Source organism: Ruegeria lacuscaerulensis (genome assembly GCF_013033355.1).
Lineage (GTDB): Bacteria > Pseudomonadota > Alphaproteobacteria > Rhodobacterales > Rhodobacteraceae > Ruegeria > Ruegeria lacuscaerulensis_A.
This window is the reverse complement of sequence record NZ_WQDY01000009.1, coordinates 170014-184765: the sequence shown is the minus strand read 5'-3', so window position 1 is coordinate 184765 and position 14752 is coordinate 170014. Positions and strand designations below refer to the sequence as shown.

Annotated in this window: 14 protein-coding genes; 2 read left to right on the top strand and 12 right to left on the bottom strand. The window is 57.6% G+C overall.

From position 1 onward, the window contains the following. Window positions 1-11: 11 nt before the first annotated feature. From GOW48_RS16255 to mgrA, 6 genes are all read right to left on the bottom strand, one after another. Entirely contained in the window at window positions 12-581 is a 570-nt protein-coding gene (locus GOW48_RS16255) for an arsenate reductase (azurin) small subunit (RefSeq protein WP_170724694.1), read from the bottom strand. A gap of 5 nt (window positions 582-586) precedes the next feature. Beyond that, window positions 587-1774 carry a cytochrome-c peroxidase gene (locus GOW48_RS16250; RefSeq protein WP_170755261.1) on the bottom strand — a complete coding sequence of 396 codons (1188 nt, stop codon included), beginning with the start codon at window positions 1772-1774 and terminating at the stop codon, window positions 587-589. Between the two features lie 11 nt (window positions 1775-1785). Next, on the bottom strand, window positions 1786-2892 hold the full coding sequence (locus GOW48_RS16245) for a cytochrome-c peroxidase (protein ID WP_234899494.1): 1107 nt from the start codon (window positions 2890-2892) through the stop codon (window positions 1786-1788). A gap of 138 nt (window positions 2893-3030) precedes the next feature. Next, window positions 3031-5244 (bottom strand): ATP-binding protein, encoded by a 2214-nt coding sequence (locus GOW48_RS16240; protein ID WP_170755260.1) that lies wholly within the window; start codon window positions 5242-5244, stop codon window positions 3031-3033. Between the two features lie 79 nt (window positions 5245-5323). Then, a complete protein-coding gene (locus tag GOW48_RS16235) occupies window positions 5324-6304 on the bottom strand; it encodes an NAD(P)-dependent oxidoreductase (protein WP_170755259.1) in 981 nt (326 codons plus the stop codon). Then, window positions 6264-7301, bottom strand: a complete 1038-nt coding sequence (gene mgrA, locus GOW48_RS16230) for an L-glyceraldehyde 3-phosphate reductase (protein ID WP_170755258.1) — start codon at window positions 7299-7301, stop codon at window positions 6264-6266. The genes GOW48_RS16235 and mgrA overlap by 41 nt, the downstream gene beginning before the upstream one ends. A gap of 168 nt (window positions 7302-7469) precedes the next feature. Here mgrA and GOW48_RS16225 point away from each other — a divergent pair, with 168 nt between their 5' ends. Then, on the top strand, window positions 7470-8348 hold the full coding sequence (locus GOW48_RS16225) for an FCD domain-containing protein (RefSeq protein WP_170755257.1): 879 nt from the start codon (window positions 7470-7472) through the stop codon (window positions 8346-8348). 9 nt (window positions 8349-8357) lie between these two features. Here the strand turns inward: GOW48_RS16225 and GOW48_RS16220 are convergent, their stop codons facing one another. After that, the gene (locus tag GOW48_RS16220) at window positions 8358-8771 is read right to left on the bottom strand and encodes a VOC family protein (protein WP_170755256.1); all 414 of its coding nucleotides are present in this window, start codon (window positions 8769-8771) and stop codon (window positions 8358-8360) included. A 224-nt stretch (window positions 8772-8995) separates the two neighbouring features. Between GOW48_RS16220 and GOW48_RS16215 the strand changes: the two genes are divergently transcribed. Continuing rightward, complete coding sequence (locus tag GOW48_RS16215) at window positions 8996-10528, top strand: phospholipase D family protein (protein ID WP_170755255.1); 1533 nt, start codon at window positions 8996-8998, stop codon at window positions 10526-10528. A gap of 17 nt (window positions 10529-10545) precedes the next feature. Here the strand turns inward: GOW48_RS16215 and GOW48_RS16210 are convergent, their stop codons facing one another. From GOW48_RS16210 to GOW48_RS16190, 5 genes are read right to left on the bottom strand one after another with little or no spacing between them, the layout of a single operon-like run. After that, the gene (locus tag GOW48_RS16210) at window positions 10546-11241 is read right to left on the bottom strand and encodes an RraA family protein (protein WP_170755254.1); all 696 of its coding nucleotides are present in this window, start codon (window positions 11239-11241) and stop codon (window positions 10546-10548) included. Beyond that, the gene (locus GOW48_RS16205) at window positions 11238-11933 is read right to left on the bottom strand and encodes an alpha/beta fold hydrolase (RefSeq protein WP_170755253.1); all 696 of its coding nucleotides are present in this window, start codon (window positions 11931-11933) and stop codon (window positions 11238-11240) included. Before GOW48_RS16205 ends, GOW48_RS16210 begins: the two co-directional genes overlap by 4 nt. After that, complete coding sequence (locus GOW48_RS16200; RefSeq protein ID WP_170755252.1) at window positions 11930-13054, bottom strand: cobalamin-independent methionine synthase II family protein; 1125 nt, start codon at window positions 13052-13054, stop codon at window positions 11930-11932. The genes GOW48_RS16205 and GOW48_RS16200 overlap by 4 nt, the downstream gene beginning before the upstream one ends. Window positions 13055-13065: 11 nt before the next feature. Further along, complete coding sequence (locus tag GOW48_RS16195; RefSeq protein WP_170755251.1) at window positions 13066-13668, bottom strand: class I SAM-dependent methyltransferase; 603 nt, start codon at window positions 13666-13668, stop codon at window positions 13066-13068. Beyond that, window positions 13665-14624: a cupin domain-containing protein gene (locus tag GOW48_RS16190; protein ID WP_170755250.1), complete on the bottom strand. Its 960-nt coding sequence runs from the start codon at window positions 14622-14624 to the stop codon at window positions 13665-13667. Before GOW48_RS16190 ends, GOW48_RS16195 begins: the two co-directional genes overlap by 4 nt. Window positions 14625-14752: the final 128 nt, after the last annotated feature.

Sequence of the window (14752 nt, the reverse complement as noted above, 5' to 3'; positions counted from 1 at the left end):
ATCCCCTTCCCTTATGCAATCAGGTTGTCGTAGCGGCCGTAGATCAGGCCGAACATGCCGACGGCGTAGATGTCATCACCGTCCAGTTCCAAAAGGACCTGCGGCAGCGACTGATAGGCTTGCCCCGAAACGAGGATGCCATGCCGTGTCACGTCATAGGTGGACAGGTGCAGCGGGCACGGGCCCAGCACCTTATGTTCGGGTTTGTAGCTGTCATACATCGACCCGCCCTGGTGGGTGCAGGTGAGGTTGAAGGCCACAACGTCCTTTTGCGGACCGATGCCACCGCCGCTTTCCACTCCGGTTTTCACAAGGATCGAGTCCGAATAATCTCCCTCATCGGGGTAGTAGAACTCGACCGGGACATCCTGTTCCAGCTCGGACAGTTTGCCGATCAGCTTGCGCGGATAGGTGGACACAAGGGCAGGAACCTGTTCAGCCTGGCCGTGGCGAGTGGGCATGGCCACCATCACGGCAAAGGTTGTTGCGCCCGAGGCGAACAGGAACTGGCGGCGGTTCACGGTGCAGGCCTTCTTGGCCTCGCCAGAACAGCTGCATCCGGTTGCGTTATGATCTTTCATGACGCTTACTCCTCTGCTGCAACCGCAGAAAGCGGCTGGTAATCCGGCAGATCGGGCTCTTCGACCAAGATCTCGTCACCGGACAGGGATATCAGGAAGGCCACCAGATCCGCCTTTTCCTGATCGTTCAGGCCAAGCGGCTGGATCAGATCGGATTTGGTTGCTGCGAATTCATTCTCGCCACCGCCCTGGTTGTAGAATTCAACCACGTCCTCGAGCGTCTCCAACATGCCGTTATGCATGTAGGGTTCGGTGTAGAGGGTGTAGCGCAGGCTTGGCGTGCGGAACTTGCCCAGATCGGCCTTTTCCTTGGTGCGGAAATAGAAACCGGGGTCGTCTTTGGTGTGGCGATAGAAATCCTCGGTCGAGCCTTTGGCATAGAGCTCATACCGGAAGGTCACTTGCGCCAGACCGTCATCTTCCCAGCCGCTATAAGGTGGAACGCCGGTGTTGTAGTACTTCTCATCCGACAGCAGCGCGCCGTTGTGGCATTCGGAACATTGCGCCTTGCCGGCAAACAGCTCCAGCCCGCGTTTCTGCTCGTCGGTCAGCGCCGCATCATCCCCGCGCAGGTAGTTGTCGAAGGGCGTGTCGGTCTGAACGATGGTGCGTTCAAACGCAGCGATTGCGCGCCATGCGTTGCTGATGCGCGGCCATTGATCGCCGAAGACATCGTTAAAGCGTTCGACATATTCGGGCACAAAGGCCAGGCGGGCCTCCATCATGTCGGCCTCGCCGTTGCCGGCGACTGCACCGCCTGCAGCGGATTTGGCCTGGCTTTCAAGGCTCTTACTTGATCCCGCCCAGAACAGTTTGCCGTAGTACGCCGAGTTCACGATGGTCTGGCTGTTGCGCCAGTGAGTCGTGCCGGGATAACCGAACGAGATCGGCGCTTCGACGTCCCAGCCCACATCGGGCAGGTGACAGGCCGAACACGGCGTTGTCTCGTTTCCGCCCAGCCGAGGATCGAAGAACAGCATCTTGCCCAGTTCGACCTTGGCCTCGGTCTGCGGGTTATCCAGCGGGATGGGCGGTTCGCCCAGCGCCACCAGCGGCGCATCGGGGTCGGGGTCTGCGCCGCCGATACCGGCCTCAATCGCGATACTGTCCGCAGCGAACGCTTGCGAACCGATGGCGGCAAACAAGGCAGCGGTGGCGATTGTGCCTGAAAGGTAAGACTTAAGGTCTTTCATGGGTCCACTCCTCAGTTTGTCGTTTCGCGCCAGTTTTCGATCGGCGCATAGTCCGTATCGATCTCTTCGGCGACGAATTCGGGCCCGGTCAGCGGCTCGCCTGACAGAGCCTTAAGGAAGGCCACCAGCCGCGCTTGTTCGGTCTCGGAAAGGTTCAGCGGCTTGATGCGCGGATCCTTGTTTTCATCGTCACCGCCACCGGCGTTGTAGAAGGCCACCACATCTTCGAGCGTTTCCATCGTGCCGTTGTGCATATACGGCGCGGTATAGGTCAGCTCGCGCAGCGTGGGGGTCATGAAGGTGCCGAACGTGTCGGCAGTGTGGGTGCGGATATACGCTCCGGGGTCGGCGCGCAGGTTCATGTAGTTCTCGACGCCGAGGAACTTCATCATCGTCACGAAGGTGATGTGACGGGTCGGGTCCGCCCAGATGTCAGGGTTGTCACCGACGCCGATATTGTGCGGCAGGTCATCGGTGAACCGTTCGCCCGAGTGGCACGAATTACAGCCGCTGGCGTTGAACAGCTCATACCCCGCCTTGGCCTCGTCCGACATCTCTCCAGTGTCGAAGGGCGCGCCGCGCGAGATCAGCGTTTTCAGATATTCCGGGATCGCGTTACGGACGCCGCCATTAGAAGGCTCGCCAAACCCGGCAGCTTCGAACATCTCGACATAGACCGGGTCCTGCTTGATGCGTTCCTGCATCAGACGCATATCCATGTTCATGGAATAGGTCTCGGTGATGCTTTCGCGGGTCACGTCATTCAGGTTGGTGCCTATCCGCCCGTCATGGAACCATGCCTCGCGCTTGGCGCTGTTGATCAGCGTCGGCACGTTGCGGAAATGCAGGTTGCCCGTATAGGCGTCCGACAGGGCCTGTCCGTCGGTGAACCCGTTTTCCGGCTGGTGGCAACTGGAACAGGACAGCGCAGCGTCGCCGGACAGTCGCGGATCAAAGAAAAGTCGTTTGCCAAGGGCCGCCTTGGCTGGGTCGAACTCTATGGCTTCTACCGGGCCCGGCTCATCCGCCTGGGCCTGGTGAACCGGGAACGCAGCGCTCATCGTCAGCAGCGAAACTGTCGACAGCGCCGAGAACCATGTTCTGGCTTTGGTCATCATCTAAAAGCCCCTTTATCGCTATTCCGATCACTCGGTTTGGCCGAGGACCGGCTGAGCGAACCTTAGGGGGCAGATGTGTCACCAGAATTTGAAATGGATTAAAGAGTGTGAAGAGTTGTGAAGAAATGTAACGAGACCCTAGGCCATAAGGCTCCGGATAATACGTGCAAGACTTTGAACATCATACGGTTTTTGCACCCGTACCGTTTGATCGCTTTCAGCCGGACTGTCTGCATCATCGAAATAACTACTGACAAGAATCGTAGGAACATCCGGTCGGACGGCCTGGACCGAGGCGATAAGGTCAGTGCCCATAAGCTCTGGCATCATCAAATCTGACACGATCACATCATAGCTGTCGGGCGCCGCCCGAAAGGCGTCCAACGCGCGCATTGGTTGCGAATAGGCCTCGACCCGGTAGCCATATCGCGTCAGCAACCGGCGCGTGACATATAGAATGTTCTCATCGTCATCGACCAGCAGGATGTGTTCGTCCCCGGTGACGGCGCGGGCCTCTTGCTGCTGTTGCCCACTCAGAATCGGCATCATGGGATAGAACAGGCTGAACCGGGTCCCCTTGCCCGGCGTCGAGGACAGTTCGACCCGCCCGCGGCATTCCTCGACGCTGTTGCGGACGATCGCCATACCCAGACCGGTGCCTTTCCCGACCGGTTTGGTAGAAAAAAAGGGTTCGAATATCTTCTCTTGCACCTCGGGCGTCATCCCCGGCCCGTCATCGGTTACATCCAGTCGGATCACCCCAATCGCATCGTCCGGCAGATCGTCAAGGGATTCATCCTCGGCCTGACTGATGCGCAACACAACGTCGCCCGGGTGATCGCCGATGGCTTCGAACGCGTTGTGGCACAGGTTCAGCAGGGTCTGAAAAAACAATGTACCGTCGAATTCAGCAAAAGCCTGTTCAATGTCGATGTCAAAGCGGGTCTTCACGCTGGGAGGCGCGGCAACCTTGATCAGGTCCAACGCCTCTTGCGTGGCTTTGACCATATCGCCGCGTTGCGGATTTCGAGGCCGCTGGCGGGCAAAGGTCAGCATCTTGCGCACAAGCGCCTGAGCGCGACGTGCCGCGATACGAATATGGTTGACCGAGGTCTGAATGTCCTCGTTGTCCTCGGCGTCCAACTCGATCAGCTCGGCATTTCCGATCACGCTCATCAGCACGTTGTTGAAGTCGTGCGCGACCGAACCGGCCAGAATGCCCACAGCCTCCATCTTCTGGACCTGAGCGAATTGCTCGCGCGTGCGGCGGGATTCGGTCATGTCCTCGCCGATACCGATATAGTGGGTGATGCTGCCATTCTGATCGACCAGCGGGAAAATCGCGGTCGAAACCCAGTAATGCGTCCCGTCTTTGCGCAGGTTGCGAAACACACCGTACCAGCTTTGGCCGCTTTTCAGTTTGGCCTTCAGGTCGCTATAGACCCCCTGCCCCGAATGCCCCGATTGCAGCATTTTGGGCGAATGGCCATAGACCTCGTGCGGACCGTACCCGCTGAGGTCAAAGAACTTGCGATTGGCGTATTCAATCCTCAGGTCGGTGTCGGTGATGATGATCGAGGCCGGGCTTTGTTCAACCGCCCGCGCCAGTTTGCGCTCGGCCAGTTCCACTTGTTCACGCAAGGCAAGTTCGGCCTTTAGGCGACGGTTGGTGCGCAAGATATTGGCGATCAGCAAAGTGGTCAGGATCGCGATCACGCCCACCAAAACGATCAACCCCACCAGCAGAAACGAGAAATTTCGGACCAGACGTTCTCCGTCCGAGAACGCGCGCACCATACTGGACAGACTGCGGTCGCGCTCTTGCACCCACAGGGTTTCAAGGGTCTGCAACGCCGCCAGGGCGTCGCGGTCATCCACACGCACCAATGCATCGATCTGCTCTGCGCTCAGGCCTGCGCCGATACCCTCCTCGATCAAAGGGATATTGCCAGTGTATTCCATGGCCACCGCTTCGATCTGCGCTAACGCTTCCAATTCAGTGGGGGATGGGTCCGAGGCGCGATAGGCTGCGATGGTATCCAGCAGACTTTGGGACTGCCGTCGCAGGCGTGGACCCAAATCGGGGTCATTGCGCAGCACATAATTCTTGAAGTTGTGGATCAGTCCGCCATAGCCAAAGTCTTCGCGAATGTCCGATATCCAGTAGCCACGCGGTGTGGTCTCGACCGAATAGTCCTGCCATGCCATTCGCATGTCACCTATCCGGTTCCCGGTTTCACGGGACATATACAGAAAAACGGACAGAATGATCGCCAAAGCGATGCCAATCACAAATGCAACAGCCAGAGGCCGCTTCAGTGATCCATCTTCCTGTTGGGGGTTGCTGTCCATGTTTGTCCCCTATCCCGTTGAGAACCGGGATAAGGGCGTTGCCTGACAGGTGGAATGCGCCACAACCGCGCGTACAGCCCTAAGCTTTGGACTTGTCCGTGATCAGACCATTGGTTTCCGCAACGAAATCAGCCAGCATGGGTACATAGTCATCACCCCGACCTGCAGCCTCCATCGCCGCAAACGCGTTACGCAGAGTCGCCTGTACCGGCGTGACCGCGCCGATACTATTGGCCAGGTTCGCGACATATCGCATGTCTTTATGCGCGTTCGTGATGGCAAAGCGATGGGCGTTTTCGTCCCCTTCGAGCGTCCATTTCATGAATGTATCGTAGAACCCGTTGGACAGGCGGCTGGGACGCAGAACAGAATCCACCTGTTCAACGGTCAGCCCAGCCTTGCGGGCAACGGCCAGCGCCTCGGAATACAGAACAGCATAGCCCATGGCGACGAAGTTGTTGACCAGCTTCATCTTGTGACCCATCCCGACCTCACCCATGTGCACGACCAGACCGGCCCAACATTCCAGTACCGGTTTGATGCGCGCCAAGGTTTCGGGCGATGCGCCGACCATTGTATCCAGCGTTCCGGCCTCGGCCTCTTTCGGAGTTCGGCCCAAAGGTGCGTCTGCAAGATCCATGCCCGCAGCCCGCAGCTCTTGCACAAGTTGCAAGGTCGACACGGGATCCGATGTCGAACAATCAACAACCACCAACCCTTGTTTGCCCGAGGCCAGGATACCGTTTTCGCCACGGATCAGCTGTTCGACCTGCGGGCTGCCCGAGACGCACAAATGGATGATGTCGCAGGCTTCGGCCATTTCACGCGCCGAGGTGACTTCGGTCGCACCACGCTGCACAAGATCTTCGACGGGTTGTCGGTTGCGATGCCCCATCACCACAAGGGGGTATCCTTTTTCGACAATGTTTTTGGCCATGCCATGACCCATCAGCCCAACGCCAATGAATCCGATAACGGGTTCGTTCATGTTCGGTCCTTTTCTGATCCGGCGTTTGGACTTAGCTGTCCGAGGATTGAGCCCAAAGGTTGACCTCGCCATTCTGAGAATAGCGGTCGATTTCGGCCAGTTCATCGGCCGTGAATTCAATATTGTTCAGCGCCCCGACGCAGTCGACGATCTGTTCACTGCGGGATGCACCGATCAACGCCGTGGTGATCCCGCCATCGCGCAACACCCAGGCAATCGCCATCTGCGCCAGCGTCTGACCGCGCCTCTTGGCAATCGCATCCAGATTGCGCAGGTTCTCGATCGTGCTTTCGGTCAGCAGATCGGGGTTCAGTGATTTGTCTTCGGTTGCTCGGCTGCCTTCGGGCACGCCGCTCAGATACTTGCCGGTCAACATCCCCTGCGCCAGAGGGGTGAACGCGATCGACCCGATCCCCAACTCTTGCAGCGTGGCCTTCAGCCCGTCCGTCTCAACCCACCGGTTAATCATGTTGTAGCTGGGCTGATGAATGATGCAGGGCGTGCCAAGGTCCTTCAAGATCGCCGCAGCCTCGCGCGTGCGTTGGGAATTATAGGACGAAATCCCCACATAAAGCGCCTTGCCAGAGCGTACGATCTGATCCAGCGCGCCCATGGTTTCCTCGAGCGGCGTGTTCGGATCAAACCGATGCGAATAGAAGATATCCACATAATCAAGACCCATCCGCCAAAGGCTTTGGTCACAGGACGCGATAAGGTATTTCCGGCTGCCCCATTCGCCGTAAGGGCCTGGCCACATGTCATATCCGGCTTTGGACGAGATCACCAATTCATCCCTGTAACCGGCAAAATCATTTTTCAGGATTTCACCAAACGCCTCTTCAGCGCTGCCCGCAGGCGGGCCATAATTGTTGGCCAGATCAAAATGCGTGATCCCCAGGTCAAATGCCGTTCGACAAAGTTGTTGTTTCAACTGATGAGGCCGGTCAGCACCAAAATTATGCCACAGCCCAAGCGAGATCGCGGGCAGTTTCAGACCGCTGTTGCCGCAATAATTATAGGTCATCTCCGCATAGCGTGTCGCGCTGGGCACATAGGTGTTCGACGTCATTTTCGGGTGTCCTGAATCAGTGATGTCATTGCACCCCGCGCTCGCCACGACACCAAATGCGTAGCTGATGTTCAGCGCAGGTTGCCCGGATCATATTCCGTCGGCGACTTGCGCTCAAATGTCTTTAACCCTATTAAAAACATCTTATTGAACATCAGGAACATGGCCATGGCACGCCCAGATCGCGTTTTCAAAGCCGCCTATAATGCCATGCTGGACGCTTTGGTCGCCAATCCCAGCATCCAGAACATCTCGGCGATCGCGCGACAATTGGATGTCAGCAGAACAACCGCGCGCGCAATTCTGAAGAGGTTGGAAAAAGCAGGGATATTGACGCAGGCCGGGCCAGAGCGGCAATTGCTTCGGGTCCCTCAGCGGCGGGATTATTTCGCCGCCAGCGAAACCATGGACATGCGCGATGCCTTGGAGGCCACGTTCATGCAAATGATCCGAAGCGAGGATATCGGTCCGGGCGCGCTGCTGAACGAGAGGCTTCTGGCGCGACAGCTCAACGTTTCGGTCCAGACCATGCGCGAATTTCTGATCGGGCTCAGCCGGTTCGGTTTCGTCCGCAAGGACCACCACCGCCGATGGGTTTTGGAAGGCGTCACCCGAAAATACGCGTTAGAGCTGCATGAGGTCCGCGTGATGTTCGAAAGCAGAGCAGTCGAGAAGCTCTGCCAGATCCCCGAGAATGACCCGTTCTGGGGCGGGCTCATCAGGTTGAAACAGGATCATCTCGAGATTTCGGCGCACTCCGATTTCGCTGACTTGGATTTCCCCGCCCTGGACACCAAGTTTCATCGGTTTCTGAACGCGCATGCCGACAATAGGCTGATCGTGGGGTTTCAGGACGCGATCTCGATGATCTTCAACCACCACTACCTTTGGCCGCTGGAAGATCAGATGCACCATCACCTGACCGCGACCTCAGATCACCTGCAGATCATTCAGGCGGTTCTGGAGCGCGACCACCGTAAAGCCCGCGCAGCGATGCAATCCCATCTCGACGCCACCCGGCACCGGTTCGAGGAGGCCACATCCTAAGACCCAAACTCAGACCGCCTGATGGACTTCGATGACGTTGCCTTCGGGGTCGTGAAAGAACACCTGATGCCATTCTTTGGCAAAGGCAGTTCCATAATCCGAATAGGGAATGCCGTTGTCGTCCAGCAGCTTCATGAAGGCCGCGATATCATCAGTCCTAAAAGCGATGTGGCCGCGTTCGACCGGGTTTATCGTTTCGCCATGCTTAAAGGCGACGCCGAGGTCTTTCTCGGCCAGGTGCATCTGCATCTGCCCGTCGGTCGCAAAGCGGATCTTGCCGCTATAGCCCCGATCCTTCGTATCCTCGGATCGTGGGAAATTCTCGATCGGGATGTCATCCAACCCAAGAACGCCCGTGTAAAAATCGTGGAGGCGATCCACATCTTGCGAGACAAAGTTGATATGGTGGAATTCCAATTTCATATCCGCGTCTTTCCATCGGCTGAGCATAGGTTTTTTCAGATCGCAGATGATCAGAACCCGATGAATTCAACAATCAAAAATCCGACAGAGATCCCTGAGGAACGGACCTGACGGCATCTGCAATCGAACCGCAGCCGCAGGCAATTTGCAGGGATTCAAAACAACAACCTTGAAAAACAGCCCGTTTAGAGTGTCACTGTCAGTATGAAGATCGGAAAAAACTCATGAAGTCATGGATCATAACGGTTCATGTCTGCTGCATGCTGGCCCTTGCTGCATGCGCGCCCACGTCCCGGACCTATGAAAAGACGGTGACGCGATCCGTCGCCGCCGAACCGACAAGCCAGCTTTATCGCGCGGCCAGCAGGTTGGGCGATCCCGGCGACGGGCGATCGGGCGTACGACTTGTCAGCGATGGGGAACAGGCGCTGGTCATTCGGCTGCTGATGGCGGCAGCGGCAGAGCAAACGATTGATGCGCAATACTATCTGCTACACGACGATCCGACCGGGCATCTGTTTGCTGCAAGCCTGTTGCGTGCTGCGGACCGGGGTGTCCGCGTGCGCCTGTTGTTGGACGATATGGACACGTCCGGATACGATGCGATGACTGCCGCCCTTGATCTGCATGAGAATATCGAGATCAGGCTGTTCAACCCGTTCTGGCGAGATCAAAGCCTGCTAATCGCCGGTCTGACCGACTTTAAACGCATCAACCGTCGGATGCATAACAAGTCGATGACCGCAGACAATACATTCACCATTGTAGGTGGGCGCAATATCGGTGCCGAGTATTTTCTGGCCCGCGAGGAAATGAACTATGCGGATTTGGATGTGCTGGCCACTGGCCCAGTGGTCCGTCAGGTCTCGGACAGTTTCGATACCTACTGGAACAGTGAATTCGCCGTTCCTGCCGCTGTGGTGATTGATGAACCCCAGGGCGTTTCACTGAACGAGGCACGCGACCGGCTGAATGACCTTGTCGACGAGGCGCGCGATACGCCTTATGGCAACGCCCTGCGCAGGTCAGCGCAAGAGACCTTTGCCGGCAACGCATTGTCGGTTGATTGGGTTCAGGCCCGGCTATACGCCGACCCTCCATCCAAAGCAGCCGGCGCGGATGATCCCGAACAGATACTCGCGTCGCAATTGTTGCCCTATTTTGAGACAGCAAAAAACGAGGTCAACATCATCTCGGCGTATTTTGTGCCTCGAAACAAAGGGGTTGCATGGATGTCCGAGCTGGAAAACCGCGGCGTCGATATCAAGGTCGTCACCAATTCGCTGGCTTCAAACGACGTGGCACCGGTCTATGCCCATTACGCCAAAAAGCGCCGCGCCCTGTTGCGCGCCGGCGTCGAGCTGTACGAGCTGCGCCCGGATGCCTATCAGGTTCAACAACGCGGTATTAACTGGGCACAATCCCGTTCGGGTCTGCATTCCAAGGCGTTCACCATTGATGATCGCTACGTTTTCGTCGGGTCGTTCAATTGGGATCCCAGATCCGTCAATATCAACACCGAGATGGGCATCCTGATCGATTCGCCCGACTTGGCGGTTCGGACAATGGGCGCGCTGGACGAGGCGCTGCCCGCGTACACGTACAATGTGACGCTTGAAGAGGCTGGCAAACTGGTTTGGACAACCCGGCAACAGGACGGCACTGTCCTGCGATATGACGCCGAGCCGACAGGATCGGCATGGGATCACATAATCTCGGGCGTTCTGGCCATTTTACCGATCGGTTCGCAGCTTTAAAACACGGCAGTTCGGGTTCAGACCCTTGCTTTTTCGAAGGCCGTCCATGCGGTTTCGAACGCGTCGAAATCAAAACCCGGCTGGGTGGCGGCGTCCAGAATGATACGCTCTGTCGTCAGCAGCTTTTGGATCGCGCCTTCCAGCTGATCGACGATATCCTCGGGAATGACCAATGCGCCGTGTCGATCCGCATGGATCAAATCACCCGGATCTACCGTCATGCCAAATACCGAGACCGGCGTGTCCAGATCGCGTACATGGACGAAACCATGGCTTGGACCAACTGAGCCTGCAATAACCGGGAACCCGTCTGGCAGATCACCAAGATCGCGCATTACGCCATTGGTCAACGCCCCTGACATGCCAAACCCTTTGTGAATGGTGGTGTTAATCTCGCCCCAATAGGCGCCGATGCAGTCGGGGTAATCCACATCTTCTATCACAGCGACCGAGGGCGCGGGGCCTTCAGCCATGTGTTTGTAATAGTCCATGCGTCTGGCACGGATAACGTCGGGCTCCTCGGTCGGGGGTGCAACTGCTGCAATTTTTGCCGTGCGCGCATAGCCCACGATTGCAGGCTCATTCGGGGCCGAACACATCATGGTACCGCGCGTAAATCTGTCAAATCCTCGCTTACCCTGAGCGACTTCTATGGCGTTGCAGACAGTGGGCGTATCCACTTTGCGCAACAGTGACAAAAGGGATGGTGTCATATGTCCTCCAACCAGCGCGCCAAAGCCGCCGTTGTTTCGTTTGGTTTCTCCAATGTGGGCAGGTGACCAGCCCCATCAATGACGTGCAGTACGCTGTTTGGCAGTAGATCGTGCATCAACTGGTGGCGCTCGACCGGGCACAACCCGTCCTCTCGACCGCAAAGAACCAGCGCGGGTCCGGTATAGGCAGCCAAGGTTGCACGTTGATCGGGTCGGTCCATCAAGGCTTGCGATTGACGCAGAAAGACTTGAGGGCCCAGACCAATTGCCATCTCCATGCACAAATCCAGAACAGCCCCCTGACGCGGCCCGTCTGCAAGATAGTTGGGCTTCATTTCGTCTCGCATTACATGCCACAGCCGCCCTTCGCGCACCGCGTCCATCTGCGGAGCACGGCGGGCTTTGACATCGGGCAGCTCGGCCATCGGGTTCGTGTCCAGCAAGGCCAGGCGTTCAATACGCTCGGGGGCTTGACGCAGAACCTCCATGGCGACAATCCCGCCCATCGACAAACCCGCCAGTGCAAATCTGGGTGGCGCGTTGCGCAGGATATCCACTGCCAGTCCCTGTACGCTGTCGTGCTGACACAGGGGAAAGGTCATCATCGGTACCTTGCCGGACAACGCGTCAATCTGCGGGCCGAAAAGCCGCGCATCGCACATCATGCCCGGTAACAGAATCAACGGTGTCATGCGCGGGCCAGCTCTGCCCCCTGGGCCAGCGCCTCTAGCTTGGCATAGGCGATCTGCGGATCAATCGCGCCGAATCCCGCAAACGTTCCAAAACCGCAATCGCTGCCTGCGATAACCCGATCCTCACCGACAATACCGGTAAAGCGTTCAATCCGTTGCGCCACAAGCTCGGGGTGTTCAATGAAATTGGTGGTGGTGTCGACCACTCCAGGGACCAGAATCTTGTCATCGGGGATCTCGGCTTTACGATCCCGGAACACAGTCCACTCATGCGCATGGCGCGGGTTCGACGTCTCGAATAGGACATAGCGCGATTTTGTTGCCATCAGGGTGCTGAACACCTTGTCCATCGCGATATCGCAACAATGCGGGCCTTCGTAATTCCCCCAGCAGATATGCACTCGCACCCGGTCCTGCGGCACGTTTTGCAGCGCATGGTTCAGGGCCTCGACATGCATATCCGCGATCTTGAGAAATTCGTCATCCGACAGGTCCGTGAACAACATGTGGCGGGACAGGGCAAGGTCGGGGCAATCCAGCTGAATGTCCAAACCTGCCGCGACAATGGTTTCGTATTCCTCTTTCATCGCATCTGCCAATGCGGCCAGATAAGCCTCGCGGGTTGGGTAGAAATCATTTTGCAGAAACAGCGAGATCACACCCGGTGACGCGGCATTCATGAAACCCTGACCAACATCGTGCCGCGCCATGGCCGCCTTGAGGTTGGCGATGTCTTTCTGCAATTCACCTTGCCCCTTCGAGCGGACCTCGCCCGTACACATGGGTCGCGCATATTTCGGGGTGCCGCCATCATCGGCCAGCCGTTGCAGAAAGCTTGGGAACATCTTGAGATCCGCCGGCGCATTGCGCGGGCTGTCTCCGGAAAATCCGGTATAGCGATCTTTGACATAAGTCGCATAAGAAATCTTCGACGTCTCTCCGTCGCTGACAACGTCTATACCAGCGTCGGTTTGTTGGCGGACGGTCTCGTCTACGGCGCCCGCCATGCAGGCATCAAAAGCTGCTGCGTCGTAGGGTTCGCCATTTTCACGGGCAAAGATAAAGTCCACTACCTCTTGCTTACGTGGTAAAGACCCGACATGCGTGGTTTTTACAGGCATCTTTGGCCTCCTTATAGTTTTCGCGCCATCAACACGGTGTGGCTTTGCGTTTCAGGGTCCTCGGCCAGAAATCCGGTCATCTGAAGCCCGTTGTCCTCAAGGCACCCGGCATATCCGGCAGGCGAAAGAGACGCGTGGTAGACCATTTCTGCGCCAACTGTACCGCTTGCCTCGCCTGCGCGCGGACCGACCGTCAACATCAGCATCCCACCAGATCGCAAGTGGCGCGCCATGCGGGCGATACAGGCTTTTTGCTCTGCGGCCGTCAGGTGAAAAAAGCTGTTCCATGCGATAATACCATCGAACTGACGACCCAGATCGAAATCCCGCATATCGGAATGCAGCCAGTCTCCGTCAGGCCACCGGTCGCGGGCGATGGCCAGCATGGCCTTGGAAAAGTCGACGCCCGTGACGTCAAACCCTTCGGCCATGAACCAACGGGCGATTGGGTCACCTGTTCCGCACCCCAGATCCAACACGTGATCACCCGGTTTAAGACTGGCCGTGAAGCGCGCCAACCAGCGCGCTTCGAACAGAGCTTTGGAACGACGTTTGTCATACTCTGTCGCCTGCCGCTCATAGACTGCATGGGTATCCTGCGGGTCTGCGGTCATCCTGTCCAGGTTGCTCCGGCCGGATCATTGGTTGCGGTAATCCGGTACAGGCCAGCCTGCCCGGTCATGGATGGGACAACACTATAGGATTCACCCGGCAGAACCAGAGCGGTGTCGCCCACGGACAATGTGGTCTCATGGTCGTCTACCGCAATCCGCCAATGCCCACTGGCCGGCATCAGAACCACGGGTTTGTCGCTTGTGACTGCGTCTGGCACACACGATCCTCGGCCCAGAAAATCGACTTCGAAACCGGGTTTGTCCTTGATCCATCCGTTCTCGCCTATCACCACTGCCGGTTTGTTGGCCGACAGGGCCATCAAGTCCCAATACCGCGCAACGTATTTGCCGACCACATCCTCGACCGGCACCTCGGGATAGGATTTCAGCTCTTCCTCGGTCAGCAAAGGCATAGGGCGCACGTTGTGGGGCAGCTCTTGCCCTTTCTTGCTGTCATACAGCACGCCATTGTCGCCCAGCATCAGGCCGTGGGCCTGCGCATCCTCGATCACTTGCGGGGCCCAAGTGACACCGCCTCCGGCATCGTCGCCGCCCAGGATGGACATGATCATCCCGTAATCCTGACCCACATTTTCGAACCCGCGAAAGATACCGGTGGGAATGTTGAAGATATCGCCCTCTTCGGCGATGAACTCACCCGCCGTGCCATAGCGCCCCCAGAAGAACCGCCAGCGCCCTTTGGCGACAAAGAACACCTCGGCCGTGGTGTGGCTGTGCAGTGAGTTGCGGCATTTCGGAGGCTGGCCTGCCGCACCGATATTAAAGCCGATCTTGTCGGTGATATGGACATGCTGATCGGGGCTTTCAGAAACGCCGCCGCCGATGATGGTAAAGTTCTCTTTCTGATCGCTTCCCGGCGTATGGGCGTCGATAAAGGCGGTTTTGCAGGGCTGCAACTCGCCGTAGCGGACGATGCGTTGTTGGATGGTGCTCATGGTGATCTCCTAAAGGGGGTGTGTTGCGATGGGGGTTAGCCCGTCGCCCCAGGAGGGTGATTGTTCAGCCGGCGCGCCCGCAGCGCGGCGCGGTGGCAGTGATACCGCCGCGCCTGTTCGCTGGGTTT